Annotated in this window: 21 protein-coding genes, 1 tRNA gene and 1 riboswitch; of the genes, 7 read left to right on the top strand and 15 right to left on the bottom strand. The window is 65.7% G+C overall.

The features are described from left to right. The 4 genes from FHJ30_RS04545 to FHJ30_RS04530 form a co-directional block, all read right to left on the bottom strand. Positions 1-975 (bottom strand): L-serine ammonia-lyase (locus tag FHJ30_RS04545; protein ID WP_139028118.1); only part of this gene is annotated, 975 nt, incomplete at its 3' end. 306 nt (positions 976-1,281) lie between these two features. Then, positions 1,282-2,442: a glycine cleavage system aminomethyltransferase GcvT gene (gene gcvT / locus FHJ30_RS04540; protein ID WP_139028116.1), complete on the bottom strand. Its 1,161-nt coding sequence runs from the start codon at positions 2,440-2,442 to the stop codon at positions 1,282-1,284. A gap of 11 nt (positions 2,443-2,453) precedes the next feature. Beyond that, a complete protein-coding gene (gene gcvP, locus FHJ30_RS04535) occupies positions 2,454-5,363 on the bottom strand; it encodes an aminomethyl-transferring glycine dehydrogenase (protein WP_139028114.1) in 2,910 nt (969 codons plus the stop codon). A gap of 179 nt (positions 5,364-5,542) precedes the next feature. Further along, positions 5,543-5,641: riboswitch (glycine riboswitch) on the bottom strand. A gap of 91 nt (positions 5,642-5,732) precedes the next feature. After that, positions 5,733-6,272, bottom strand: coding sequence for a TetR/AcrR family transcriptional regulator (locus FHJ30_RS04530; protein ID WP_139028112.1), 540 nt, complete (start codon positions 6,270-6,272; stop codon positions 5,733-5,735). Between the two features lie 66 nt (positions 6,273-6,338). On the opposite strand from FHJ30_RS04530, the gene FHJ30_RS04525 reads away from it, so the two are divergent. After that, positions 6,339-7,922, top strand: coding sequence for an MFS transporter (locus FHJ30_RS04525; protein ID WP_370633164.1), 1,584 nt, complete (start codon positions 6,339-6,341; stop codon positions 7,920-7,922). A gap of 91 nt (positions 7,923-8,013) precedes the next feature. Here FHJ30_RS04525 and FHJ30_RS04520 read toward each other — a convergent pair whose 3' ends face one another. Continuing rightward, on the bottom strand, positions 8,014-8,493 hold the full coding sequence (locus FHJ30_RS04520) for a Dps family protein (RefSeq protein ID WP_139028110.1): 480 nt from the start codon (positions 8,491-8,493) through the stop codon (positions 8,014-8,016). 221 nt (positions 8,494-8,714) lie between these two features. Here FHJ30_RS04520 and FHJ30_RS04515 point away from each other — a divergent pair, with 221 nt between their 5' ends. Beyond that, a complete protein-coding gene (locus tag FHJ30_RS04515) occupies positions 8,715-10,271 on the top strand; it encodes an APC family permease (RefSeq protein ID WP_139028108.1) in 1,557 nt (518 codons plus the stop codon). Positions 10,272-10,386: 115 nt separating this feature from the next. Here the strand turns inward: FHJ30_RS04515 and FHJ30_RS04510 are convergent, their stop codons facing one another. The 3 genes from FHJ30_RS04510 to FHJ30_RS04500 form a co-directional block, all read right to left on the bottom strand. Continuing rightward, positions 10,387-10,935, bottom strand: a complete 549-nt coding sequence (locus tag FHJ30_RS04510) for a hypothetical protein (protein WP_139028106.1) — start codon at positions 10,933-10,935, stop codon at positions 10,387-10,389. Between the two features lie 293 nt (positions 10,936-11,228). After that, positions 11,229-11,531: a DUF4193 domain-containing protein gene (locus tag FHJ30_RS04505; RefSeq protein ID WP_066280293.1), complete on the bottom strand. Its 303-nt coding sequence runs from the start codon at positions 11,529-11,531 to the stop codon at positions 11,229-11,231. A gap of 92 nt (positions 11,532-11,623) precedes the next feature. Then, a complete protein-coding gene (locus FHJ30_RS04500) occupies positions 11,624-11,827 on the bottom strand; it encodes a hypothetical protein (RefSeq protein WP_139028104.1) in 204 nt (67 codons plus the stop codon). A 142-nt stretch (positions 11,828-11,969) separates the two neighbouring features. Here FHJ30_RS04500 and FHJ30_RS04495 point away from each other — a divergent pair, with 142 nt between their 5' ends. Continuing rightward, positions 11,970-12,317: a hypothetical protein gene (locus FHJ30_RS04495; protein ID WP_139028102.1), complete on the top strand. Its 348-nt coding sequence runs from the start codon at positions 11,970-11,972 to the stop codon at positions 12,315-12,317. A gap of 44 nt (positions 12,318-12,361) precedes the next feature. Here FHJ30_RS04495 and FHJ30_RS04490 read toward each other — a convergent pair whose 3' ends face one another. The 5 genes from FHJ30_RS04490 to FHJ30_RS04470 form a co-directional block, all read right to left on the bottom strand. Continuing rightward, on the bottom strand, positions 12,362-13,618 hold the full coding sequence (locus FHJ30_RS04490) for an MFS transporter (protein ID WP_139028100.1): 1,257 nt from the start codon (positions 13,616-13,618) through the stop codon (positions 12,362-12,364). Positions 13,619-13,628: 10 nt separating this feature from the next. Further along, positions 13,629-15,800: an elongation factor G-like protein EF-G2 gene (locus tag FHJ30_RS04485; RefSeq protein ID WP_139028098.1), complete on the bottom strand. Its 2,172-nt coding sequence runs from the start codon at positions 15,798-15,800 to the stop codon at positions 13,629-13,631. A gap of 99 nt (positions 15,801-15,899) precedes the next feature. Further along, a complete protein-coding gene (locus tag FHJ30_RS04480; protein ID WP_139028096.1) occupies positions 15,900-16,325 on the bottom strand; it encodes a ChaB family protein in 426 nt (141 codons plus the stop codon). A 77-nt stretch (positions 16,326-16,402) separates the two neighbouring features. Next, a tRNA-Thr gene (locus FHJ30_RS04475) sits at positions 16,403-16,479 on the bottom strand. Positions 16,480-16,684: 205 nt separating this feature from the next. Further along, positions 16,685-17,560: a thioredoxin domain-containing protein gene (locus FHJ30_RS04470; RefSeq protein WP_139028094.1), complete on the bottom strand. Its 876-nt coding sequence runs from the start codon at positions 17,558-17,560 to the stop codon at positions 16,685-16,687. A gap of 179 nt (positions 17,561-17,739) precedes the next feature. Between FHJ30_RS04470 and FHJ30_RS04465 the strand changes: the two genes are divergently transcribed. The 4 genes from FHJ30_RS04465 to FHJ30_RS04450 all read left to right on the top strand — a co-directional run bounded on the left by FHJ30_RS04465 (position 17,740) and on the right by FHJ30_RS04450 (position 22,911). After that, positions 17,740-19,242 (top strand): trehalose-6-phosphate synthase, encoded by a 1,503-nt coding sequence (locus FHJ30_RS04465; protein ID WP_139028093.1) that lies wholly within the window; start codon positions 17,740-17,742, stop codon positions 19,240-19,242. Next, positions 19,232-20,068: a trehalose-phosphatase gene (gene otsB, locus FHJ30_RS04460; protein ID WP_139028092.1), complete on the top strand. Its 837-nt coding sequence runs from the start codon at positions 19,232-19,234 to the stop codon at positions 20,066-20,068. The genes FHJ30_RS04465 and otsB overlap by 11 nt, the downstream gene beginning before the upstream one ends. 228 nt (positions 20,069-20,296) lie before the next feature. Continuing rightward, positions 20,297-21,379 carry an ABC transporter ATP-binding protein gene (locus FHJ30_RS04455; protein WP_018762103.1) on the top strand — a complete coding sequence of 361 codons (1,083 nt, stop codon included), beginning with the start codon at positions 20,297-20,299 and terminating at the stop codon, positions 21,377-21,379. A gap of 113 nt (positions 21,380-21,492) precedes the next feature. Then, on the top strand, positions 21,493-22,911 hold the full coding sequence (locus FHJ30_RS04450; RefSeq protein ID WP_139028091.1) for a DUF4032 domain-containing protein: 1,419 nt from the start codon (positions 21,493-21,495) through the stop codon (positions 22,909-22,911). A gap of 15 nt (positions 22,912-22,926) precedes the next feature. Here the strand turns inward: FHJ30_RS04450 and FHJ30_RS04445 are convergent, their stop codons facing one another. Both FHJ30_RS04445 and FHJ30_RS04440 read right to left on the bottom strand, forming a co-directional pair. Next, a complete protein-coding gene (locus FHJ30_RS04445) occupies positions 22,927-24,297 on the bottom strand; it encodes an FAD-binding oxidoreductase (protein WP_139028090.1) in 1,371 nt (456 codons plus the stop codon). A 128-nt stretch (positions 24,298-24,425) separates the two neighbouring features. Then, the gene (locus FHJ30_RS04440; protein WP_139028088.1) at positions 24,426-24,932 is read right to left on the bottom strand and encodes a hypothetical protein; all 507 of its coding nucleotides are present in this window, start codon (positions 24,930-24,932) and stop codon (positions 24,426-24,428) included. Positions 24,933-25,014: the final 82 nt, after the last annotated feature.

Genomic DNA, 25,014 nt, shown 5'->3' with positions numbered 1-25,014 from the left:
GCCAGGGGCGAAATGCAGCGCGTAGTACAGCACCGCCGGGATGATCCCCGCCGCACCGTTCGTCGGCGCCGTCACCACCCGGCCGCCCGAGGCGTTCTCCTCATTCACCGCCAGGGCAATCAAATTAACCCACTCCTGCCAATACTTCGGGTCATGGAACTCCCCCGAACCGGCGCCGGCGTCGTTTCCCGCGCCGCCGGGGCGGGCGCTTTCCTTCCGCAACCGGTCGTACCAGTCCGGGGCACGGCGGCGGACCTTCAACCCGCCCGGCAGCACCCCCTCACGCTTCAGGGACGTGGCCACGCAGCCCTCCATCACGGAGTAAATATGCAGCAGGCCTTCCCGGATCTCCTCCGGGGTGCGGCTGTCCTCCTCGTTGACCCGCATCACCTCACTGATGCCCAAGCCGGTGTCCCGGCAGTGCTCCAGCAGCTCCGCGGCGGTCCGGAACGGCAACGGCAGCTCCTTCTTGGACTCCTCCAGCTCCTGCAGCGCCGCGTCCTCCTCACCCTCACGGACAATGAAACCGCCACCCACCGAAAAGAACGTCGCCGTATGCAGGACGTCGCCGCCGGCGTCGGACACCGTAAACGTCATCCCGTTCGTATGCCGCGGCAGGACCGTCAACGGCCGCAGCACCATGTCCTTCACCCCATACGGCAACGCCACCGCACCGGCCAGCTGCAACATCCCGGTCCCGGCGATCGAGGCCAGCCGCTCCTCCACCTCGTCCGGCAGGATCAGCTCCGGGTGGTAGCCCTCCAGCCCCAGCAGGATCGCGGTCATCGTCCCGTGTCCATGACCGGTCGCCGCCAGCGACCCATAAAGATCCACCCGCAACGACGCCACATCAGCAAGCCTCCCGGAACCCTTGAGCTCCTCCGCAAAAACAGCAGCAGCCCGCATCGGCCCCACAGTATGAGAAGAAGAAGGCCCAATCCCGATGCTAAACAGATCAAAGACTCCAACAGCCATGTGCTTGGTTCCTAACTAGAAAGTTCGTGTCGGGGTTGGGTGCGCCTGGCAGAATTCCTCCGCGTGCTGCTCCTCCGTCGCTCTGACGCACGCTTCCGGAATCCGCTCACCCACCGACGTCATCTCACCTTTGATGCAAGCGGCGGACTGTTGAACCGGAAACCGTGAGCAGCGCGGCCTCTGTGGGACAGGTATCCGGAAGCGTGCGTCTAAGGGAGCGTCACGTCCGCTCAGCGGGCGTCTACGCGACCGAGCACGCGGAGGATGCCGGTCCCACCGGGCCCAAAGGTGACCACGGAGAGCTACCTACTTGGCGCGTTTATAGAACGGCAGGTCGACGACTTCGAACGGCTCTGCCTTACCTCGCAGGTCGATATCCAGGGTGGTGCCAACTTCGGTGAACTCGACGTCCACGTAGGCCATGGCAACCGGGTAGCCGAGGGTGGGCGAGGGCTGCCCGGAGGTCACTTCGCCCACGACGTTGCCGTCCTTGAGGACCGGGTAGTGGCTCCGGCCGGCGCGGCGGCCGAGTCCCTTAAGCCCGACGAGCCTTCGGCCGGCAATGGAGCCGGCGCCGGCTTCCTTCTTCGCGGCGAGGGCCGCCTTCCCCACGAAGTCGCCCTCCTTGGACAGTGCGACGACGGGTCCCAGGCCGGCGGCGAAGGGGTCGCCTTGCAGGGAAAGCTCGTTCCCGTACAGGGGCATGCCTGCCTCAAGCCGGAGGGAGTCGCGCGAAGCCAGCCCGGCGGGTGTCAGCTCCCCGTCGTCGGCGATGGCGAGGAGTGCCTGCCACAGGCCGGGGGCGTCGCCGTTGGGCACAAAGATCTCGAACCCGTCCTCGCCGGTATAGCCGGTACGTGCGAGCAGCAGGTCCAGTCCGGCGCCGCGCACCAGGAACGGAACCTCGACGGCGGCGTAGTACTTCAGCTCCGTCACCAGGCTGTGCTGTGCGGCCGGGACCAGGCGGAGCAGCAACTCCTGTGCCGTGGGACCCTGCACGGCGATGAGGGACGTGGACGCGGAGGCGTCATCCACCTGCACGTCGAACCCGGCAGCCCGCTTGGCCAGCTCAGCAGCCACCACCGCGGCGTTGCCGGCGTTGGGGACTACCAGGAAACGGTCCGTGCCGTCTTCTCCGGCGCCTGGAACCGGCGGCCGGCGGTAGGTAATGAGGTCGTCGATGATGCCGCCGTCCTCATTGCAGATCAGCGAATACTTCGCCTTGCCCACCGGCATGGCGGAGATCTTTCCCACCAGCGCGTAGTCCAGGAAGGCGGCAGCCTCCGGCCCGGTCACCCATACCTCACCCATGTGGGAGAGATCGAACAGGCCGGCGCTCTTGCGGACAGCGTGGTGCTCGGCGAGCTCCGAGCTGTATTTGAGCGGCATCTGCCAGCCGCCGAAGTCGGTGAAGGACGCCCCCAGCTTCTTGTGCTCCTCGTAGAGGGCGGTGTGCTTCTCAGCCATGGCGCGTGTCCTTAGTTTTCGAACTCGGAAAGCGGCGGGCAGGAGCAGATCAGGTTCCGGTCCCCCGCCGCGCCGTCGATGCGGCCCACCGGCGGGAAGTACTTGTCCTGCTTGAGCGACTTCACCGGGAACACGGCCTGTTCACGCGGGTACGCGCGGTCCCATTCGGAAGAGACGACGGCGGCGGCCGTGTGCGGGGCATTGCGCAGCGGGCTGTCCGTCACGGTGAAGTCGCCGTTCGCCACCTGGTCGATTTCGGCGCGGATGGCGATCATTGCCTCGATGAAGCGGTCGATTTCGCCGAGGTCCTCGGACTCCGTCGGCTCCACCATGAGCGTCCCCGCGACGGGAAATGCCAGCGTGGGGGCGTGGAAACCGTAGTCGATGAGCCGCTTGGCCACGTCCTCCGCGGTGACACCGGTCCGGGCAGTGAGCTCGCGCAGGTCCAGGATGCACTCGTGCGCCACGAGCCCGCCTTCGCCGGTGTAGAGGACCGGGAAGAAATCGTTCAGGCGGGCGGCAACGTAGTTCGCGGCAAGCAGCGCGGACTTGGTGGCCTCTGTCAGTCCCTGCCCGCCCATCAGCTTCACGTAGGCCCACGAAATCGGAAGCACGCCCGCGGAACCGTACTTGGACGCCGAGATCGGCACGTCATTGCCTTCGGTCCAGGTTGCCGCGTTGCCGGGCATAAACGGTGCCAGGTGCGCCTTCGCAGCGACGGGCCCGACCCCGGGTCCGCCGCCGCCGTGCGGGATGCAGAAGGTCTTGTGCAGGTTCAGGTGCGAGACGTCGCCGCCGAACTTGCCCGGCTGCGCCAGGCCCACGAGGGCGTTGAGGTTGGCGCCGTCGATGTACACCTGGCCGCCGGCGGCGTGGACGGCGTCGCAGACCTCGCGGACGTCGGCGTCGTATACGCCGTGGGTGGACGGGTAGGTGATCATGATGCAGGACAGCGCGTCCCTGTTCGCCTCGATCTTGGCGTACAGGTCGGTGTGGTCGATGGTGCCGTCCGGTGCCGTGGCCACCACAACCACCTTCATGCCGGCCAGGACGGCGGAGGCGGCGTTGGTGCCGTGGGCGGAGGCCGGGATCAGGCAGACGTTGCGCTGCTGGTCGCCCCGCGAGTGGTGGTAGCCGCGGATCGCCAGCAGCCCGGCGAGCTCGCCCTGGGAACCGGCGTTGGGCTGGATGGATACCTGGTCGTACCCGGTGATCTCGGTAAGTTGCGCTTCGAGGTCGGCGATCAGTTCGCGCCAGCCCTCGGTCTGGGAGTCCGGGGCGAACGGGTGGATGGAGGCGAACTCGGGCCAGGAGATGGCTTCCATCTCTGCCGTGGCGTTCAGCTTCATGGTGCAGGAGCCCAGCGGGATCATGGTTCGGTCCAGCGCCAGGTCGCGGTCACTGAGCTTGCGGATGTAACGCAGCAGCTGCGTTTCGGAGCGGTGCGTGTTGAACACCGGGTGTTGCAGGAAGTCGGAGGAACGTTCGAGGGCGGCATCCAGCGCGATTGCAGCGTCATCACGTGCATCAACAACGGAAGCACCAAAGGCGGCCAGGACGCCCTCGACGATTGCCGTCGTCGTGGTTTCATCGGTGGAGAACCCCACCGTGTCCGCGTCGATGCTGCGCAGGTTGATGCCCGCGGCCTCGGCTGCGGAAACAATCCCGGCAGCCTTGCCCGGCACGGAGACCGTGACGGTGTCGAAGAAGCTGGTGTGCAGCACCTCCAACCCGGCGGCCTTGAGGGAGGCCGCCAGCGTCCTGGCGTGGAGGTGTGCGGACTGGGCGATCGCCTTCAGGCCCTCTGGGCCGTGGTACACGGCGTACATCGAAGCCACGATGGCCAGCAGTGCCTGCGCGGTGCAGATGTTGGACGTGGCCTTCTCGCGGCGGATGTGCTGCTCGCGGGTCTGCAGGGCCAGGCGGTAGGCGGGAACGCCGGCGTTGTCCTTCGAGACGCCAACAAGGCGGCCCGGCATGGAGCGCTCGAGGCCCTTCTGCACGGCCATGTAGGCGGCGTGCGGGCCGCCATAGAACAGCGGAACGCCGAAGCGCTGCGCGGAGCCGACGGCGATGTCCGCACCCTGCTCGCCGGGCGGGGTGATGAGGGTGAGGGCCAGGAGGTCGGCGGCCACCGTGACCAGGGCGCCGCGTTCCTTGGCCTCGGCGATAACCGGGCTGTGGTCAAAAACGCGGCCGGACGCTCCGGGCTGCTGGAGGACCACGCCGTTGATGTCGCCCTCGGGCAGGCCTTTGGCGAGGTCCGCGACTTCAACCTCGAAGCCGAGCGCCTCGGCCCGGCCCTTGACGATGGCGATGGTCTGCGGCAGGCAGTCGGCGTCCAGGACGGTCTTGCCGTCCTTCGCGCCTGCGTTCTGGCCTTTGGCCCTATTGGCCCTGCGCATCATCAGCACGGCCTCGGCCACTGCGGTGGCTTCGTCCAGCAGGGAGGCGTTGGCGATGGGCAGGCCCACCAGGTCCTGGACCATGGTCTGGAAGTTCAGCAGCGCCTCGAGCCGGCCCTGCGAAATTTCAGGCTGGTAGGGGGTGTAGGCGGTGTACCAGGCCGGGCCCTCCAGGATGTTCCGGCGGATCACCGGCGGGGTCACGGTGTCGTAGTAGCCCTGGCCGATCATCTGGACGGCGGTCTTGTTCTTGGCGGCGAGGCGGCGCAGTTCCGCGAGCGCCTCCACCTCGCTCAGGGCATCTGCCAGTTCCAGCGCAGAGTCCTGCCGGATGTCCTTGGGAACGGCGGTATCAACCAGCGCGTCCACGGTGTCGTAGCCTACGGCCTTGAGCATGGTGTCGACGTCGGCCTGGCGCCTTGCGCCGATGTGCCGGTCAACAAAGGTGGCGGCAGCGGCGGGGGCAGCAGTGGCCGGGGTGGCGGAGGCCGGAGATACAGTCACGAGGAACTCCATTACTAAGGCGGCGCAGGGTACGCCACATCGATTTGGGTCCTCCCCGCTCTGTATCTGTACCTGAGAGTTTCCGCGTTGCCTGAAGACGCGGGCATCGCTTGCACCGTCGGTGAACACAACAGTCCAGGGATCCGGGGACCGGACCTCCAGGCGGACGGCGTGCTGCTTTCCAGAGGTGCCTCGCCGCGGCGGTACATGGGCCTGTGAGATTCCTGGGGAGGATTTGCTCCTACGGCGCCTGCTTGTACCTTCTGGCAGGACTCTCCCGCCGCAGATCAAAGGCTATTCATTTGGGTTGTCTTGGCGCGCCGGCAACCGCCCGCGCACAGCCCAATTCTCCTATGCCGCAGGCCCGGGGGCAAATGTCAGCTAGCCCCGCAGCCGCTCCACGGCTGACAGGAGTTCCTCCACGTCCGCCCGCCTGTTCCCGGCCTTTCCCGCCGGCCCGCTTTCCCACATGGCGTTGAAGTACAGCCCGTCCCCCATATACAGGACCGCCTTGGCCATAGCCTTGCCCACGTCCTTCCCGATGAGCTCCAGCCATTGCTGCTGGATGGCGGCGAAGCGGCGGCGGGCTTCCTCGTGGGCCACCTCGGCCAGCCGCGTCGCGGCAACGAAGGAGCGGTCCATCGGGGTATCGGACCAGAGCGACGACTTGATGAAGTATGCCGCCGCCCCCTCGGGTGCGGACGCCATGGCGGCGAGGTCCTCCCCCGCCAGGCGGTCCAGCCGTTCCAGGGTGGCTGTGATCAAGGCTTCCTTGGTGGGGAAGTGGTACAGGAGGCCGCCCTTGGAGACGCCGGCACGCCTGGCCACGGCGTCCAGGGTGGCAGCCCGCTCCCCCACGTCGATCAGGAGCTGTTCAAAGGCATCGAGGACGGCGTCTCGCGCAACGGGTTTTCTGGCCATGATTCCCATCATGCATGGTCACGAGCCGGTTTCTTAACTATACCGTCCAGACGGTATAGTTAAAGCATGACCATGCCCGCCGCTTCCCAACAGAAGACCACCCGCCGTACCCAATCGAGGCCGCCCGCGCCACGCCCACCCAAGGGCAGTTGGCGCTGCTGGCTGGCCCTGGGCCTGCTGATGTTTCCAGTCCTCCTGGTTGCAGTGGACAACACGGCCCTGACCTTTGCCCTGCCTGCCATTGCCGCCGCGCTGCGCACGTCGGGCGTAGAGCTCCTCTGGATTGTGGACGCCTACCCGCTGGTGCTGGCCGGGCTGCTGGTTGCCATGGGGAGCCTGGGCGACAGGATCGGCCGACGCCGCCTGCTGATCATCGGCAGCATCGGTTTTGCGGCAGTATCAGCAGCAACTGCTTTTGCCCCCACTGCGGGATGGCTCATCGCAGGCCGGGCGTCCCTTGGCTTCTTCGGCGCCATGCTGATGCCCTCCACGCTGTCCCTGATCCGCAACATCTTCCCGGACCCCAACCGGCGGCGGCTGGCCATCGCCATCTGGGCAGCGGGGTTCTCGGGCGGTGCCGCCCTGGGGCCCATCTTTGGCGGGTGGCTGGTGGAACAGTTCTGGTGGGGAGCCGTCCTCCTGGTGGCAGTGCCCATCATGCTGCCGCTGCTGGCCCTGGGCCCGGCCTTCATCCCGGAGTCCAGGGACCCGTCGCCGGGCAAGGTGGACGGGCCCAGCATCGTGCTGTCGCTGTTCACCATGGTTCCCGTGGTCTACGGGATCAAGCACCTCGCCACCGAAGGCCCGGACACCACAGCCCTCGGAACCGTAACGCTCGGCCTGGCAATGGGCGCGGCCTTCGTCCGCAGGCAGCAGCGGCTGCACAGCCCGCTGCTGGAGATGTCCCTTTTCCGCAACAGGGTGTTCAGCATGGCCATCACCGCCAATATCCTGGCCCTGTTTTCGTTCAACGGCTTTATCCTCTTCCTCGCCCAGCACCTCCAGCTCATCGAGGGCATGTCGCCCTCGGCTGCCGGAATGGCCATGGTCCCGGCGCTGATGGCCACGATGGCCTCGGGCCTTGCGGTGGTGCCGGCGGTGAAGAAAGTACGCCCGGGCTTCGTTGTGGCGGGCGGGCTCGCCCTGAGCGCCGCCGGCTACAGCCTGGTGGCTTTGGGGGGCAGCCAGGGCGGGGCATCCCTGCTGCTGGCCGCACTGCTGGTCCTTGCCCTGGGCGTGGGAACGGCTGAGACCATCTCCAACGACCTCATCCTGGGAAGCGTGCCGCCCGAAAAGTCAGGGGCGGCCGCGGCGATTTCCGAGACGGGCTACGAGATGGGCGCGGTTTTGGGAACTGCGGTGCTGGGTTCCATCCTCACGGGTTCCTACCAGCACAACCTGCGGCTCCCGGCCGGCGTCGCTGAAGCCGCCCCGGCCCAAGGCACCGCGCACGCCAGGGAAACCCTCGCCGGAGCCATGGAACTGGCGGCAGGCCTGCCGGGCCCCCTGGCAGGCGCAGTCCGGCAGGCCGCCGGCTCGGCCTTCGAGTCAGGGGTGCACGTCACCGCAGCAATTGGGCTGGTACTGATGGCGACGGCGGCAGTCCTCGCCGCCGTCGTCCTCCGGAAAGTACCCAAGGCGGACAGCTGAAAGGTGACCTGCGCACCGTGACAGCAAAGGCGCCCGCCTCGGAGTGTTACTCCGGGCGGGCGCCTGGCAGGCCGCTTCCCTTGCGGGCCCGCTACTTCGAGTCCGGGGCGGTAACGCTGGCGGTGGGCTTCATGTTTTCAGCGTTGACCATCCAGGCGAACTGCTCCAGCTTGGCAATGAACTCGTGCAGCAGGTCAGCGGTGGTGGGATCCTCTTCATCCACTTCATCGTGGACCTTGCGCATAGTGCCAACAGCAGCCTCGAGGGCAGCAACGATCCGCTCGATCGCATCCTTGGTGCTGATCAGGCCTTCGGGGAACTGCGCCAGGCTTGTGGACTCCGCCACCGTGGAGCTGCGTCCATCCGGCAGGGCGTGGAGGGCCCGCATCCGCTCTGCGGTGTCGTCGGCGAACTGGCGGGCAGCGTCAACGATTTCGTCCAGCTGCAGGTGCAGGTCGCGGAAGTTGGTTCCCACGATGTTCCAGTGCGCCTGCTTGCCCTGGATGTGCAGCTCGATCAGGTCGGCGAGCACGGCCTGCAGGTTGTTGGTCAGTGTCGGTGAAGCTTTCATGCATCCTCCTCAATTGGTCCAGTAAGCCCGACGCTACCAGCACCGGCCAGCACAACGGAGGGCCCGCAGGGAATTTCTCAGTGAGCTTACTAACCGGCCCACAGCAGACACAAAAGAACGCCGTTCATTATTTTCCTTGCTTCCCGGGCGTCCCACCCCCATACTAAATGAACGCCATTCATATAGTGACCGCCGTCTCAACTTCTCCAGAAAGTGGTGCCATGACCGAGACCATCCGCACCAGCACATCCGCCCCGGGTTCAGGGGGGCACTCGCCGCGTACTGCAGGCATCAGCCCCAAGGGACTCAAGGGCGGGCAGCTGGGACTCCTCGCCGTCGTCGTCCTGGGCATCTCCACCATCGCCCCCGCCTATACCCTGACCAGCGCCCTTGGCCCCACGGTCAATGAAGCCGGACTCCAGCTGCCCGTCATCTTCCTGATCGGGTTCATCCCCATGATCCTCGTCTCCCTCGCCTACCGGGAACTCAACGCCGATTCCCCGGACAGCGGCACCACCTTCACGTGGGTCACCAAGGCGTTCGGCCCGTGGGTGGGCTGGATGGGAGGCTGGGGCCTGCTGGCCGCCAACATCATTGTGCTCTCCAACCTTGCGGGAGTCGCCGTCGACTTCTTTTATCTTTTCCTTTCCCAACTGACGGGCTCACCGGAGCTCGCTGACTTGGCAGCAAACAAGGCAGTGAACGTGCTGACCTGCTTTGTGTTTGTGGCCCTGGCCGTCTGGGTCAGCTACCGCGGACTCCACACCACCAAGGTGGTCCAGTACAGCCTGGTGGGATTCCAGCTGCTTGTCCTCGGCCTTTTTGTGGGCATGGCCTTCGCCAACTGGTCCGGCTCGGACACTGCCATCCCGTTCAGCTGGGAGTGGTTCGACGTCACCAGGATCGAGACCTTCGGGCAGATCGCAGCAGGCATCTCCCTGTCCATCTTTGTGTACTGGGGCTGGGACGTCTGCCTGACCGTCAATGAGGAAACCTCCAACGGCAAGAAGACGGCAGGCCTGGCCGGAACCCTGACCGCCGTGATCGTCCTGGCGATCTACCTGACCGTGAGCATCGCCACCATGATGTTCGCCGGCGTCGGTGAAACCGGAAACGGCCTCAACAACACGGAGATCCACGAGAACATCTTCACCGCCCTGGCCTCCCCCATCATGGGACCGTTCGCCATCCTTATGTCCATGGCCGTGCTGTCCAGCTCCGCCGCGTCCCTGCAGTCCACGTTCATGTCGCCGTCCCGGAGCCTGCTGGCCATGGGGTACTACGGTGCCCTGCCCGAGCCGTTCAGCCGGGTCAGCAGGAAATTTGCGACGCCAGGCTTTGCCACGGTGGCCGCCGGCGTCATGTCCGCGGGCTTCTACGCCGTGATGCACGTGGTCAGCGAAAACGTCCTCAATGACACCATCCTGGCGCTCGGGCTGATGATCTGCTTCTACTACGGCCTTACTGCCCTGGCCTGCGCCTGGTACTTCCGCCACAGCGTCTTCAGCAGCCTGCGCCACGTCATCCTCCGCCTGGTGTGCCCGGTGCTGGGCGGCGTGGGCCTGTTCGTGGTGTTCCTGCAGACCGCCGTGGACAGCTGGGCCCCGGAATTCGGCAGCGGCTCGGAGGTCTTCGGAGTGGGCCTGGTGTTTGTGCTGGGCGTCGGCATCCTGGCTTCCGGCGCCGTCGTCATGCTTGTCATGGCCAAGGTCCGTCCCGGCTTCTTCCGCGGCGAGAGGCTCCGGCGCGACACCCCCGCGCTGGTGGTCCCGGAGTAAAAGGGCCGGAGGCTGTCCGAAGCCAGCCAACCCCGACGAAAGAAGGTGCTGTTCCCCGCAAAAGAGGGGAACAGCACCTTCTTCGTTTGATCGGCTGACTGTCTACGGCCCGCTGTCACCAGTAGTGCGCTACGTCAACCACCAGGCGGGATCCGGAACCCGGCCCGTCCAGCGTGAAGACCCGGAACGGCAGCCGGGCGCGTACGCCCAGCCCGATGCTGGTGTATCCCTCGAAGCTGCCGGCAAAGACCACCTGGCGGAAGGTCTGGTAGCGGGCGACGTTGGAGAGTTCGTCGTTATCGGACGGGTTGTAGGTGGGCTTGTAGTCGCCGTTGTAGGCGGGTGCGTTGACTGTGACCTGGAGGCGTGCATTCCCCCGGACCGGGATGGTGAAGCCGGAGCCGTCCTGGACTATCCGGGGAACGTACCGCACGGTGTAACCCGCCACGGCGCCGTTGAGGTCCACCACCATCCTGTCGAAGCAGTAGTGCTGCCCGGTCCGGATGTTGGTGACGGGAGCGGTGCTCATGCTTTGGTCCGCCTTGGCCAAAGACCCCCATACGAGACCGCAATAGGATGTGGCAGCGGAGGCAGGCCCCGGAACCACGATTCCCAGTCCGGCCGCCAGGAGGATGGCAGCCAGCCAGGTGTAGAGCTTTTTCATTGTGGAGCCACCCATGTGTGGAGCGAATGGATAGCTCCAGCGTAGGAGCGTTGACGGCGCGAAACGAGGCTTGTGGCCGCTTCGCCATGCAACCGTTAAGGTGCGGCGCCCCGCATCACGCGCGTATATAGCGGCTGCCAAAACCGGGCTCCAACCGGCCCGTTTGGCTCCCTTTTTGTGTTCTTCGGGCGCCGTTCCGGCACCTTGCCGTTACCGGGATAACGACGGCGGCAGGAGACCGGAAGCGCCGGTCACCTTAGGGGGCCGGGCGGTCCGGCAGTCCGGAAAAGGATTCAGCCTTCGCAGTCGCGGCAGTACTTCATGCCGTTCTTTTCCCGGGCAACCTGGGAGCGGTGGCGGACAAGGAAGCACGACGAACAGGTGAACTCATCGGACTGTTCGGGAACGACAATGACCGTCAGTTCTTCGTTGGAAAGATCCGCTCCAGGCAGGTCGATACCCTCTGCGGTGTCGTTCTCGTCGACGTCAATGACCGCGGTCTGGGCGTTGCCGCCGCGCGAGGCCTGGAGGGCCTCCAGCGAATCAGCCGGAGATTCTTCTTCCTGCTTGCGTGGAGCATCGTAATCGGTAGCCATAGCGTGTTCACTTTCCTTGCTGCGCAGCACCATTTCAGGCACCTCAGTGAAGCAGTTTAGGGCATGATCCCGTTACCGGCGCAATAGTGTGCTCAACCAGACATTTCGCCGCGCTGCGCCAGGGATTCCCCGTGGCTGCGCCGGGCTTGGTCTCCCCCAACTGCCACTCCGCTCAAGGCCGGCAGCCACCCCCAGCGGGTGGCGTCGGCCATGGCGTCGGCCGCGTGTTCGCCGGATTCGTAGGTAAACGTGTCAACGAGCCGGGTGCGGAACCGGCGAAGGGTGTCTGCGATCATGCCTGAAACCTATGCAGGGATTGTTGTGCCCCTGTTTCGTCGCCATCTCGCCTGCGTTAATCCATGGCGGTTTCCCAAACACCGTCCTACGCTGGAAGCCCTACGGCTGACGCGCCCGGAGCCGGCACTGGAAGGAGGCAGGATGGCAGTACGGCTGAACCGGAAGGCACTCGCACACGCCCGCAAGCTCATCGAGGCAGGAAAGGTGGAACGCGATGTCCGGGATGACTGGAGTGAACATGCGCCGTCCACTGAGCAGGAGAACTCCTTCATCGACAAGCACGGTTTCGGGAACTTCGAGGAATGGCACCTTGGCAGGGACGACGACAAGTCGGAGGGAACCAAAGGCAGCGTCAGCTTCCCGTATGGGGATTTCAGCAAAGTCCACCGCTGCGCTGTCATCTCGCTGGAAAGCAGGGCCGCGCAGTATGGGCACGATGACATCCGGGACGCGGCGAAAAAGTTGCTCGAACTGATGGACTCGGACTGAGCAAGCAAAATCCGCTGTGCTGCAAAATCCGCTGCACCAAGCTGCTAGGGCGTTGCCGCTGTCGTGTCCGACGCCGTGTCCGCCCGCGAGCGCTGCCGGCGGCTCAGCAGGATGAAGGGGGCAGCGATCAGTTGCACTGCCCCGCCCACGGCCAGCGAGGCGGGGTAGCCGTAGAGGTCTGCGGTCCGGCCCAGCAGCGGCTGCACCACCACTCCCCCGGCCGAGCCCATCAGGGAATCGAAGCTCAGGACGGTGGCGCGCTGCTTCGAGGCAATCATGTCGTTCAGGTAAGCCTGCCGGACCGGGGTGCCGGCTGAGGACACAACGGCCCAGAGCGCCAGGAGCACCAATGCAAGCCAGAAAATGCTGGTGAACATGAGCGCCACCAGGATCAGTGCGCTCACCACGTTGGTGGCGATCAGCACGCTGGTCCGCCGCTTGACCAGGTTCCGGACGCGCGGTGCCATCCATCCGCCGACGATGTCCGCTCCTGCCACAAGGGCCGCGGCCAGGCCCGCAACGGCATAGGCGCGGGGGTCTCCAAAGAGCTGGAGCAGGTACGGCTGCAGGGCATAGAAAACATAGATGCCAACCCCTTCTGTGAAGGGGGCGGCCAGCATGATGAAGCGGACGGGCGGGTTCTTCAGTCCGTTGTCCACCGATGCCCGCAGTACTGCGCGGGTGGCCCGCAGCGGGTGGGCCGAACGCTCCGGTGTGAAACCGACGTCATGCATGAGCAGGAAGGCCACGGCAAACATGGCGCCCAGCACGCCCACCCTGAGGAGGAACGGAACGCCGAGGTTGCTGGCCTGCGCAATAACCCCGCCTGCCACGGAACCCGCCAGCATGGCAACGCCGGACACCATCTGTCCCCGGCCAAGCACCGTTTCCAGCCCGCCTTCGTAGCCGGAGAAGCGCAGGGCGTCCACCAGCCAGGCTTCCACTGCGCCGGAGAAGAAGGTGAAGCCCAGGCCCAGCAGGACCGAGACCACCGCCCACCACCAGAACGGGGCCGAAAACTGCCACAGCAGGAAGTACAGGAAAGTGGACCCGGCCAGGGTGACGGTACCCAGCAGGAAGGAAACCCGACGGCCCCAACTGTCCGCCACCACTCCGGTGGGCACCTCGAACAGCACCATACCGGCCGTGAAGAATGCATTCGCGGCAAATGCTTCCAGGTTGCTCAGCCCCGCATCCAGCAAGAAGAGCGTGTTGATGCCCCAGATAAACGAGGCCGCCAGGGTGTTTCCCAGCGTCAGCGTCAGATAGACGCGCTGGATCTTCCTGGCTGCGTCATTCATGGCAGGGCTGCTAGGAGGTGCTGAAGCTGGCGGGTACCGGATCATGCCGGAGGTACCGGCGGCGGAACCGCCCGGATCCCGCCGTCAGGGCCCGCAGGTCCACGGCATAACGCAGCAGTTCCTGGTCCGGGACCTCGGCACTGATCTCGGTCAGGCCATCACCGGAGGAGGTGGTGCCAGTCAGCCTGCCGCGCCGGGCAGACAAGTCGCTCATCACGGACCCCACATGCTCGTCCGTCACGGTGATGACCACCGATGACACAGGTTCCAGGAGCTGGATCCGCCCTGCTGCCGCCGCCTCCCGCAGCGCAAGGGCACCTGCCGCCTGGAATGCTGCATCGGAGGAATCCACGCTGTGCGCCTTGCCTCCCGTGAGCGTCACGCGCAGGTCCACCACGGGGAAGCCCGCGCTGACCCCCTTTTCCATCTGGGCCCGGACGCCCTTTTCCACGGACGGGATGAACGTCCCCGGGATCACGCCACCCACCGTCTTGTCCACGAATTCGAACCCACTGCCCCGTGGCAGGGGTTCCACATCGATGTCGCAGACGGCATATTGCCCATGGCCGCCGGACTGCTTCACGTGCCGGCCATGGCCGGTGGCGGGTGCCGCAAATGTCTCCCGCAAGGGCGTCACCACGTCCACCGTGTGAAGCTTCACGCCCTGGTCCCGCAACCTGTCCAGCACCACCTCGGCGTGGGCCTCGCCCATGCACCACAGGACCAACTGGTGCGTTTCCTGGTTGCGTTCCACGCGCAGGGTGGGATCACCCGCCGCAATCTTTCCCAGGCTGCGGGCAAGGGCGTCCTCGTCACTGCGCGAATCAGCCTCCACCGCCACCGGCAGCAGCGGCTCGGGCATCTCCCAGGTGGCCAGCAGCAGTGGCCGGTCGCGGCCGGAGATGGTGTCTCCGGTTTCGGCGCTTCCCAGTTTCGCCACGGCACAGATGTCCCCCGCCACGCAGTGCGGGACAGGCCGCAGGGAGGCCCCCAGCGGGGAGTAGAGGTGCGTGACGCGTTCGTCCGTGTCGTGGTCCTGGTGGCCCCGGTCGGCCAGGCCCTGGCCGGTCACGTGCACCGGGGCATCCTCCCGGAGCGTGCCGGAGAAGACCCTGACCAGGCAAATCCGGCCCAGGAACGGGTCGATGGAAGTCCGGACCACCTCCGCCGCCAACTGTCCCCCGGGATCACAGGTCAGCGGACCGGCAGGGGCGCCCGCCAGGTCCGTCACCTCCGGCACACGGCTGTCCGGCGGCGGCGGGAAGGCCCGGACCAAGACCTCCACCAGTTCCGCGGTGCCCAGGCCGCTGACGGCCGACGTGGACAGGACAGGAAAAAAGGAACCGCGTTCGACGGCGGTTTCCAGGTCGGCCACGAGGACGCCGGTTTCGATGTCCTCGCCTTCCAAGTAGCGGTCCATCAGGGTTTCGTCCTCACTCCCGCCGATGATCCCCTCGATCAGGTCGCCCCGGGCGGCACCATGGGCCGCCAGTTCGTCGGCATTCGCTGCACGTGAGGTTGCCGGCACTTCTCCGGACGAGTAGTCACTTACCGTCCCGGACAGCAGGCCCAGCAGGCCGGTGACCTCAGCGCCCGTCCGCACCGGAACGTAGAGCGGCAGGACGCCCTCGCCGAAGGACTTCCGGCAAGCGGCAAGGACGCCGTCGTAATCTGCCCGCGGGTGGTCCATGCGCGTTATGGCGACGGCGCGGGGCAACCGCATGTGCTCGCATTCATCCCACAGCGCGGTGGTGGTGGCGTCGATCCCGTCAACGGCGGACACCACGAACAGGGCGGCGTCCGCGGCGCGGAGTCCTGCGCGGAGTTCGCCGATGAAATCCGGGTAACCCGGGGTGTCCAGGAGGTTCACTTTGATGCCGTCAACCAACAGCGGCACAAGCGACAAGGTCACGGAGCGCTGCTGGTGCACGGCAGCGGGGTCCGAATCGCTGACGGTGGTCCCGTCCGCAATGGATCCCTTGCGGGTGATCATGCCGTTGGCTGCGAGCAGCGCTTCGATCAGCATGGTCTTCCCGGCACCCGAATGGCCCACAAGCGCCACATTCCGGATTTTGGCGGGCTCCTCGGCTGCGATTCCGGCAGAGGCATCGGCGCGGCGGGACTCGGGTCCGTTCCTTCCGGCCGCTGTCCTGGCTGAGTCCTTGGTGCCTCTGACCGACATGGGAACCTCCTGGCGCCTTTGCCATCCAACCGGGCTGAACGTATCCTCTGATTCGACACCCTGCAGGGGCTGTACGGCAAGGGCCGGGCGGCAGGGAAATTAGGAGCGGCGCGCCTTCCGGGTGGCTGCATCATTGGCCTTCTGGATGGCTTTGACCAGTTCGTCCTTATTCATTGTGGAACGGCCGCCGATGTCCAGCTTTTGCGCGAGCTTGTACAGGTGTTCCTTCGAGGCGTTCGCGTCCACTCCGCCCGCGGTGGGTTCGGAGGACTGCACTCCCCCTTCGGCCCGCTTGTCCGAGGGGCCCCGTTTTTCCTTCGGTTCCCAGTGGTCGCCCACCTTCTCGTAGCTGTGCTTCAGCGAGGCATAGGCCGCCCGGGCCGCCCTTTGCTCGTCGTTGTCGTAGCTCTCAAGGGCTGAATCGTAGGTTTTGGCGAACGTGTCCTGGGCCTTCTTCCCCGAGCGCTGCAGGGTGGAGGGAAGCTCGTCCTTGCGGGCGTGGCCACTCTTTCCGGTCTTGGGCATGGCACCCACACTCCTTTTGATCAGCAGGCTGATGATCCGGATAAGACCAGCTTAGCCGCCGGAAGGGAAGGAGGTAGTGGAGCCCCCTGTCGGATTCGAACCGACGACCCCCGCTTTACAAGAGCGGTGCTCTGGCCAACTGAGCTAAGGAGGCGTGCCCCTGCGGGCCGGCGCCTGAACGGCGCTAGATAAGGTTAGCCCAAGTGGCGCCGGTGGTAAAAACGCCGGCGCCACGGCGCGAACCGGCCCTGGAAACGCGGTTGGACTTAAAAGGCTGGCCTTAAAGGACGGCGGCCCGTTCCGGGAAGAATCCGGGAACGGGCCGCCATGCAGCCACTACAGCTTTTGGCACTACGGCTTTAGGCCTTCGCGTCGATTGCCGCCTGGATCTCTGCGTTCAGGTCCGAGGCGCCGTCCCACTTCTTGCCATCGACGAAGATCGTGGGCGTACCCGTGATGCCGGTATTTTCGGCGAGCTGGGTGGAGTACTTGACGTAGGGACGGAAAGTCTTGTCGTCCACGCAGCTGTTGATGTCGGCACCAAGGTCGCTGGCCAGTGACTTCAACTTGTCGTCGGACAGGCCCGCTCCGCCTTCTGCCGGCTGGTTGTCGAAGAGGACATTCACGTAGTCCGCGTACTTTTCGGGGGCCTTGTCGGCCACGCAGGCGGCGGCGTTCGCGGAACGCGAGGAGTAGTTGGTGCTGGACTGGCGGTCCAGGAAGCCCAGCGGCCGGTACTCCATGCTGATCTTGCCTTCATTGCGGAGGCTGGTCAGGGCCTCGTTGTACGTCTGTTCGAACCGCAGGCACACCGGGCAGATGAAGTCGATATAGGCGATAACCTTGACGGGCTGCCCCGCTTCAGCCTCGGCTCCCGGAGCCACCACCGGGTTCGGCTGTGCATCAGGCTTGGCCGGAAGGTTGGCAATGTCCACGGTGGCCGGGTCCGTCTTCTTCACCTCGGAGTTGGCCAGCAGGGTCACGCCGCCGTTGACGTTGGCGTTGGCAGGCACGGGCCCCTGGTCCGCGACGGGCGTGTTCTGCCTGATGCTGGTGGTCACCACCAGTGCAACAACAGCCAGGATGGCCACGACGGCGGCCACGATGCCCCAGCCGATGAGCAGCTTGTTGCGCTTGTCCTTCTTCAGCTGGGCCTCACGGATCTGGCGCGCCTTTTCCCGCGCCTCCGCGGTTCGCTCAGCCTTGGACTTACGTACTTCGTTTGCGGGGCTCATGTGTTCCTTGGGTCGGTTGACGTGGGGGGACCACTTCGTGGCAACTCCTACATTTTAGGGGAGAAAGCTGGGAGCTTGCGCTTTCAACTAATCGCTGGGTTGACCAACGACCGAATAGCACGGAAGATTCCCTCCCGTTAGGGTGGGCTGAGAGGCACAAGCAACCCCAGGGGGCCGCAATGCAAACACCCGTCCAGGAAAAACCTTCCGCACCATCCACGTCCGGCGCTGCCGGCTCCGGCCACGGCGGAGCGAGCAAATACGACTTCATGGTGGTATCCAACAGGCTGCCCGTGGACCGCTGCGCCCCCGGGGAAAGCGGGGACGACGGTTCCGGCTGGCGCCGGTCCCCCGGCGGGCTGGTGACAGCGCTGGCCCCCATGATGACCAAGACCGACGGCGCCTGGGTGGGGTGGCACGGTGCGCCCGACGAGACGGTCAAGCCCTTCAGCCACGGCGGCATGGACCTGGTCCCGGTCCAGCTAAGCACCGACGAGGTGGAGCTGTACTACGAGGGGTTTTCGAACGCCACCCTGTGGCCGCTGTACCACGACGTCATCGCCCCGCCGGAGTTCCACCGCACGTGGTGGGACGCCTACCGCAAGGTCAACAGGAGGTTCGCCGACGCCGTCGTGCGCCATGCCGATCACGGCGCCACCGTGTGGGTGCAGGACTACCAGCTCCAGCTGGTGCCGCGCATGCTGCGCGAAGCGCGGCCGGACCTCAGGATCGGGTTCTTCAACCACATCCCGTTCCCTCCGCCGGAGATCTTTGCCCAGCTGCCGTGGCGCCAGGCCATCATCGACGGCCTCCTCGGCGCCGACCTGGTGGGTTTCCAACGTCCCAGCGATGCCGGTAACTTCATGCGCTCCGCCCGCCGTTTCCTCGGCGCCAGCGTCAAGCAGCAGCAGGTCCATGTAAAAGGCCAGGATGGCCAGGTCACCCACATTGCCCGCGCGCAGGCATTCCCCATCTCCATCGACGTCCGGCAGATCACCGAGCTGGCCGCCAACCCGGAGATCATCGAGCGCGCCCGCCAGATCCGCCAGGACCTCGGGAACCCCAAGACCATCCTGCTCGGCGTGGACCGCCTGGACTACACCAAAGGCATCCGGCACCGGCTGAAGGCCTTTGAGGAACTCCTGGCGGACGGCAAACTCTCGGTTGGCGATGCCACACTGATCCAGGTGGCCAGCCCCAGCCGCGAGCGCGTTGAGCAGTACCGCCTGCTGCGGGAGGAGGTGGAGGGCACTGTGGGCCACATCAATGGCACGTATGACACCATCGAGAACACCGCTGTCCGCTACCTGCACCACAGCTATCCGGTGGAGGAGATGGTGGCGCTCTACCTTGCCGCGGACGTCATGCTGGTCACGGCGTTGCGTGACGGCATGAACCTGGTGGCCAAGGAGTACGTCACGGCACGCACCAACAACGACGGCGCCCTGGTCCTGAGCGAGTTCGCCGGCGCAGCCGACCAGCTCAAGCAGGCCCTGCTGATGAACCCCCACGATATCGACGGTCTCAAGAGCGCCATCATGCGTGCCGTGGCCATGGAACCGCGGGACGCGTCCCGGCGGATGCGGGCAATGCGCAAGCAGATCCTGGAACACGACGTGGACTACTGGTCCGCGGACTTCCTGCGCGCGCTCAACGAAAAGGTGGTCCGCGATGACTCCTGACGGCCGCCACGCCAAGGACAAGCTCTCCCTGTCCCCTGAGCTCCGGGAAGCCATCCGGCGGATTGCCAAGACCGAGCACCTGCTCGTGGCGATGGACTTCGACGGAACAATAGCGCCCATCGTCGGCCGCGCCGGCGATGCCCGGCCGCTGCCGCGCTCGGCGGCCGCTTTCGCCGGGCTGGCTGTACTCCCACGGACGACGACGGCACTCATCTCAGGCCGTGCCCTCGCCAGCCTGCGCACTGTCGCTTCCCCTCCGGTGGATACCCTCCTCATCGGCAGCCATGGCGCAGAGGCCTGGCTGGGCCCGGGCTCCGCCGGGCTCACGCTCGATGAAGGGCAAAAGGCCCTCCTCGGGGAGGTGCGCGCCATCCTGGAGGACATCACCAGGGAAGCTCCGGGCACCGTCCTCGAAGACAAACCCGCAGGGGTGGTCCTCCATACGCGCCTGGCCGCCGACGATGTTGCTGAGGACGCTGTGGCTGCCGCCCGCTCCCTGCTGCAGGACCGGAAGGGGGTCTTCCTCAAGGACGGCAAGCGCGTCCTCGAGACCTCGGTGGTCAACGCGTCCAAAGGCGAGGGCGTCACCTTCCTCCGGCAGATCACCGGCGCTACCGGCGTCCTGTTCGCCGGCGACGACACCACCGATGAAGACGCCCTGGCCCGCCTGGAGCCGGGGGACGTGGGCGTCAAAGTGGGCCTTGACTTCACCCAGGCCGAATTTCGCGTAGAGGCCCCGGTCCATATCGCCGAACTGCTGGAGCTGCTGCTGCAGGAGCGGAGCATCGCCGTGGCGGAGGAGGACCCCGCAGCCGCCCAGGGGTAGGTGCCGCCCGAGCATGTCCAACCTCACGTGTGACGTCCGTAACATTTGCAACCATCGGCCAAACATCTGACATACTCTTGCATGTGATGTGGCGCACAAGAACCGTGCGGCGTCACTCGGCGCTCTTCGGCCTCGGCCCAAGAGCGTCAGCAGCACAAAACTGAACAAACATGAACCATTCACAACGGATCGTCCGGCACGTACCTGCCGGTGAAGGGATTGATAACTGTGGCTACAGTTACTTTTGATAACGCTACGCGTCTGTACCCGGGCACAGATAAGCCCGCCGTCGATAAGCTCAACATCGACATCGCCGATGGCGAATTCCTGGTCCTCGTTGGACCCTCCGGTTGCGGCAAGTCCACCTCCCTGCGCATGCTCGCAGGCCTTGAGGACGTCAACGCCGGCCGGATCCTGATCGGCGACCGCGACGTGACCGACGTTCCCCCGAAGGACCGCGACATCGCGATGGTTTTCCAGAACTACGCGCTGTACCCGCACATGACTGTGGCCGACAACATGGGCTTCGCACTTAAGATCGCAGGCGTTTCCAAGGAAGAGCGCGCCGAGCGCGTCCGCGAAGCCGCCAAGCTCCTTGACCTTGAGCAGTACCTGGACCGCAAGCCGAAGGCACTCTCCGGCGGCCAGCGCCAGCGTGTTGCCATGGGCCGCGCAATCGTCCGTAACCCCCAGGTCTTCCTCATGGATGAGCCGCTGTCCAACCTGGACGCCAAGCTCCGCGTCCAGACCCGTACGCAGATCGCATCCCTGACCCGCCGCCTCGGCGTCACCACCGTCTACGTGACGCACGACCAGGTTGAGGCCATGACCATGGGCGACCGCGTCGCCGTGCTGAAGGACGGCCTGCTGCAGCAGGTTGACACCCCGCGCAACCTCTACGACCGCCCCAAGAACGTCTTCGTTGCCGGCTTCATCGGTTCCCCCGCCATGAACCTGCTGGAACTGCCAGTGGTGGACGGGGGCGTCCAGTTCGGCGGCACCGTCTACCCCGTGCCGCGCGACGTCCTCGAGGAAGCACACGGCTCAACCGTTACGTTGGGAAGCCGCCCGGAGGATCTCGAAACCGCGCCGCAGGGTGAAGGCCTGAAGGTTGAGGTCGACGTCGTCGAAGAGCTTGGCGCCGACGCCTACGTTTACGGCCACACCACGCTTGACGGCAAGGACCACGACATCGTGGCACGTGTCGACGGCCGCCGCCCCCCGATGAAGGGCGAAGTCATCTACGTCCGTCCGCAGTCGGGCCACGTGCACCTGTTCGACACCAAGACCGGCCTGCGCCTCGGCGACTGACGCTCTTTCGCTTCACCCGACGGCGGCCCTCCTTACTGGCGGGCCGCCGTCGGCCTTTAACTGTGGCTCACCGGAATTTAGCCGGCCGCCCCGATGTACGGAAGAATTGAGCCATGACCGAGGAATACAGCGCCCAGTGGCACGACGAACCCACCGACTACGGGCAGATCGGGAAGCTGCCGCGGTTTGTCGCCGCAAGTGCTGATGATGGCAAGGCCGCCTCGGTCTCCAGTTCCCTCAATATCACGGCGGCGGCCGCGGATCCCGAGCTCCTGGACCTGCCGTGGCACATCGCCCTGGAAGACTGGCCCGCGGAGAACCTGGCGGCGCTTCCGCGCGGCATCTCCCGCCATATCGTGCGCTTTGCGCACCTCGGGGGTTCCGTCATTGCCATCAAGGAAACGTCGGAGCACGTGGCCCGGCACGAATACCACATGCTCCGCAAGCTGGCCCGCCTGGATGTCCCGTGCGTGGAGCCGGTGGCGGTGATTACGGGCCGCACCACCCTGGACGGGCGCCCCCTGAACCCGGTGCTGGTCACCCGGCACCTGAAGTTTTCCATGCCCTACCGCGCCCTGTTCTCCCAGATGCTCCGCAAGGACACCCTGACGCGCCTTATTGACGCCCAGGCGCTGCTGCTGGTGCGGCTCCACCTGATCGGCTTCTACTGGGGCGACGTGTCCCTTTCCAATACGCTGTTCAGGCGCGACGCCGGTGCATTTGCCGCCTACCTGGTGGACGCGGAGACCGGCGAGCTCTACCCGGACCTGTCCACGGGCCAGCGCGAATATGACCTGGAGATCGCACGGGTCAACATCGCGGGCGAGCTGATGGACCTGCTCGATGGCGGGCTGATCGAGGAAAAGGTGGACCCGGTGGCCACCAGCGAGCTGATCATGGACAGCTACCGCCGCCTGTGGCAGGAGCTTACCGAAAAGGAGTCCTTCGAGCTGGGTGAGCGCTGGCGGGTGAGCGCCCGGATCCGCAGGCTCAACGAACTCGGCTTCGACGTCGAGGAATACGCCATCAAGACCACCCAGAACGGCACCACCATCCAGCTGCAGCCCAAGGTGGTGGATGCGGGGCACCACCAGCGGCGGTTGCTGAGGCTTACCGGGATCGACGCCCAGGAGAACCAGGCGCGCCGCCTCCTCAATGACATGGACTCCTTCCGCGCGGACAACAACCCGCAAATGGACGAGGAATACAGCGCCCACCTCTGGGTCAGCCAGATCTTCGAGCCGATCGTCAGGTCCATTCCGCGGGACCTTTCCGGCAAGCTCGAACCCGCCGAAGTGGTGCACGAGGTCCTGGAGCACCGCTGGTACATGTCTGAAAAGCAGGAACGGCACATCCCGCTGGCGGAGGCCGTGCAGTCCTACATCGACTCCATCCTGCGGCATCGCCGGGACGAGGCCGCTATCATGCTGAACCCGGACACCGGGCTCCTGAAGATCCTTGAAGTGGAGACCGAGGAGTCGCGCTACGGCGATGACGAATCGATCGACGAGTACCCCGACTCGGACGACTGACCCGCGCGCGAGGCCCTAGATAGCCTTCCCCGGGTTGAGGATACCGGCAGGATCAAAGAGGTCCTTGATCCTGCGTTGCAGCTCGCGGATGGGCTCGGGCTGCTCCTGCCCCAACCAGCGCAGTTTGTACTGGCCCACTCCGTGCTCGCCGGTGATGGTCCCGCCCATGGCAAGCGCGGCTGTGATCGACTCGTCCAGGACCCGCTGCAGCCGTTCCATGGCGCCGGCGTCCACGCTGTTGCCCGTGCGGTCGATCCAAAAAGTGGGGTGGAGGTTCCCGTCGCCGGCGTGCGCCACCACTTTGAGGTGCACTGCGTGGTCCGCGGCCATGGCTTCCAGGGCAGCAACATAGTCCACCAGCCGGGAACGGGGAACGGCGACGTCCTCGCCCACGCGGTATTCGTCGTCCACCTCCGCTCCCCTGCTGTGCCGGCGAAGCTCCACCAGCCGCTCCGCCTCTGCGCTGGCCTCGGTGGTAACAGCTGCGCCCCCGGCCTGCAGCGCGTCCCGCACTACCTGGGCTTCGGCGGCTGCACCGAAGCCATCAGTCTGGATCAGCAGCAGCGACCTGCCCCGGGCGGTAAGGTCCGAGCCATGGATGTCATCCAGCTGTGCCAGGGTGCCGCCGTCGAGCAGTTCCATGATGGCCGGCTGGACCCGTGCCTTGCCGACGGCCAGGACGCCCGCGGCAGCCTGCCGGAAGTCCGCGTAGAACGCCGCAACAGTGTGGACTTCCTGCGGCAGGTACTTCAGGCGGACCGTGATCCCGACGACGATGCCGAGGGTTCCCTCCGAACCTACGAACAGACTGGTGAGGTCGTAGCCGGCCACGCCCTTGAACGTCTGGTGCCCGGTATGGATGAGCGAGCCGTCAGCCAGCACCACGTCCAGCGCGAGGACCGAATCCCTGGTGACGCCGTACTTGGCACACCGCAGCCCGCCGGCGTTCGTGGCAACGTTCCCGCCGATGGTGGAACTGCGGAAGCTGGCAGGGTCCGGCGCATACATCAGCCCATGCTTCGCGGCGGCCTCGTTGAGGACGGCATTGACCACGCCCGCCTCCACTACCGCGGTTTCGTCGTCGGGGTTGAGGGCGAGGATCCGGTCCATGCGTTCAAGCGAAAGGATGATGCAGTTCTCGGTGGCGTGGGCCCCGCCGGAGACCCCTGTCCCTGCGCCGCGCGCCACGAGGGCCACGCTGCTGCCTGCGCAGGCGCGGACAACGGCCTGAACGTCTGCCACGGATTCCGGGAAGACCACGGCCAGCGGCAGCTGGAAGTCGACCACGGGGGCCTGGTCGACGGCATAGCGACGGAGTGCGGCTTCGCCCGCGTCTATCTGGCCCGGCGCCAGGATGGCCTCCAGTTCGTCAACTATGCTTCCCACAAAGGCTCCATCCGTCGTCGCAGGTGTTCTTCAGTCTCTGTTCTTCAGTCTTTGTTCTTCAGTCTTTGTTCTTCAGTCTAGGTCGGGCGGCAGGCGGGACGCTCCCGCTCCTGCTCCTGCTCCTGCTCCTAGGAGTCCAGAGTGCCGGCCGCTCCCATAAAACGGGCGTAGCGGGCAAGGATCGCGGGCCAGTCCGTGGCGTACTTCGCCCGGGTGCCAGTGGGATCTTCGGCACCCTCCCAGCCGTCATGGAAGAGCCGGACCTCGGTCCCATCCGGGACGGCACGGAAGGCGACGCGGAGTTCGGTGGACCACAATGCGGTTGTGCCGGGATGCCACGTGGCGTGGAAAGACAGCGGCGGCTGCCAGTCATCCAAGGTACCCCAGATGGTGGTCCGGCCGTCGTCGGCCGTCTCCAGGATGAGGTTCTCCTCGAATTCCACGTAGGAGCCGGCACCGTACACGCTGTGTGATTCCAAGGGCCACCACAGGTGGGTGTGGTCCGTGAAACCGGTGGAGGCGTGGGCCACGCTTCCCGGTACCACCACCGTTTGCACCACGGGGTCCAGGGCATCGATCGTCGATTCGTCGTCGTTCCCGGAGGGTTCCTGTGCATGGCTGAAGAGGCTGCTCATGGTGCTCAACTTTACCGCCTGAGTGCTTGGCCAGCTGCCTGCGTGTTTGGCCAGCTGCCAGGCCCCAAGGCATGAGCATGTT

Origin of the sequence: Arthrobacter sp. BB-1, assembly GCF_006151685.1 — a bacterium.
In the GTDB taxonomy this organism is placed as follows: Bacteria; Actinomycetota; Actinomycetes; order Actinomycetales; family Micrococcaceae; genus Arthrobacter.
Note: the sequence above shows the minus strand (reverse complement) of the source record. Positions and strands in the feature narration are given on the sequence as shown.

Excerpts from the sequence above, each read along its gene's own strand:
- gcvT (WP_139028116.1), bottom strand. The coding sequence starts at position 2,442 with ATGGCTGAGAAGCACACCGCCCTCTACGAGGAGCACAAGAAGCTGGGG.
- gcvP (WP_139028114.1), bottom strand. The coding sequence starts at position 5,363 with ATGGAGTTCCTCGTGACTGTATCTCCGGCCTCCGCCACCCCGGCCACT.
- FHJ30_RS04530 (WP_139028112.1), bottom strand. The coding sequence starts at position 6,272 with ATGGCCAGAAAACCCGTTGCGCGAGACGCCGTCCTCGATGCCTTTGAA.
- FHJ30_RS04525 (WP_370633164.1), top strand. The coding sequence starts at position 6,339 with ATGACCATGCCCGCCGCTTCCCAACAGAAGACCACCCGCCGTACCCAA.
- FHJ30_RS04520 (WP_139028110.1), bottom strand. The coding sequence starts at position 8,493 with ATGAAAGCTTCACCGACACTGACCAACAACCTGCAGGCCGTGCTCGCC.
- FHJ30_RS04515 (WP_139028108.1), top strand. The coding sequence starts at position 8,715 with ATGACCGAGACCATCCGCACCAGCACATCCGCCCCGGGTTCAGGGGGG.
- FHJ30_RS04510 (WP_139028106.1), bottom strand. The coding sequence starts at position 10,935 with ATGAAAAAGCTCTACACCTGGCTGGCTGCCATCCTCCTGGCGGCCGGA.
- FHJ30_RS04505 (WP_066280293.1), bottom strand. The coding sequence starts at position 11,531 with ATGGCTACCGATTACGATGCTCCACGCAAGCAGGAAGAAGAATCTCCG.
- FHJ30_RS04500 (WP_139028104.1), bottom strand. The coding sequence starts at position 11,827 with ATGATCGCAGACACCCTTCGCCGGTTCCGCACCCGGCTCGTTGACACG.
- FHJ30_RS04495 (WP_139028102.1), top strand. The coding sequence starts at position 11,970 with ATGGCAGTACGGCTGAACCGGAAGGCACTCGCACACGCCCGCAAGCTC.
- FHJ30_RS04490 (WP_139028100.1), bottom strand. The coding sequence starts at position 13,618 with ATGAATGACGCAGCCAGGAAGATCCAGCGCGTCTATCTGACGCTGACG.
- FHJ30_RS04485 (WP_139028098.1), bottom strand. The coding sequence starts at position 15,800 with ATGTCGGTCAGAGGCACCAAGGACTCAGCCAGGACAGCGGCCGGAAGG.
- FHJ30_RS04480 (WP_139028096.1), bottom strand. The coding sequence starts at position 16,325 with ATGCCCAAGACCGGAAAGAGTGGCCACGCCCGCAAGGACGAGCTTCCC.
- FHJ30_RS04470 (WP_139028094.1), bottom strand. The coding sequence starts at position 17,560 with ATGAGCCCCGCAAACGAAGTACGTAAGTCCAAGGCTGAGCGAACCGCG.
- FHJ30_RS04465 (WP_139028093.1), top strand. The coding sequence starts at position 17,740 with ATGCAAACACCCGTCCAGGAAAAACCTTCCGCACCATCCACGTCCGGC.
- otsB (WP_139028092.1), top strand. The coding sequence starts at position 19,232 with ATGACTCCTGACGGCCGCCACGCCAAGGACAAGCTCTCCCTGTCCCCT.
- FHJ30_RS04450 (WP_139028091.1), top strand. The coding sequence starts at position 21,493 with ATGACCGAGGAATACAGCGCCCAGTGGCACGACGAACCCACCGACTAC.
- FHJ30_RS04440 (WP_139028088.1), bottom strand. The coding sequence starts at position 24,932 with ATGAGCAGCCTCTTCAGCCATGCACAGGAACCCTCCGGGAACGACGAC.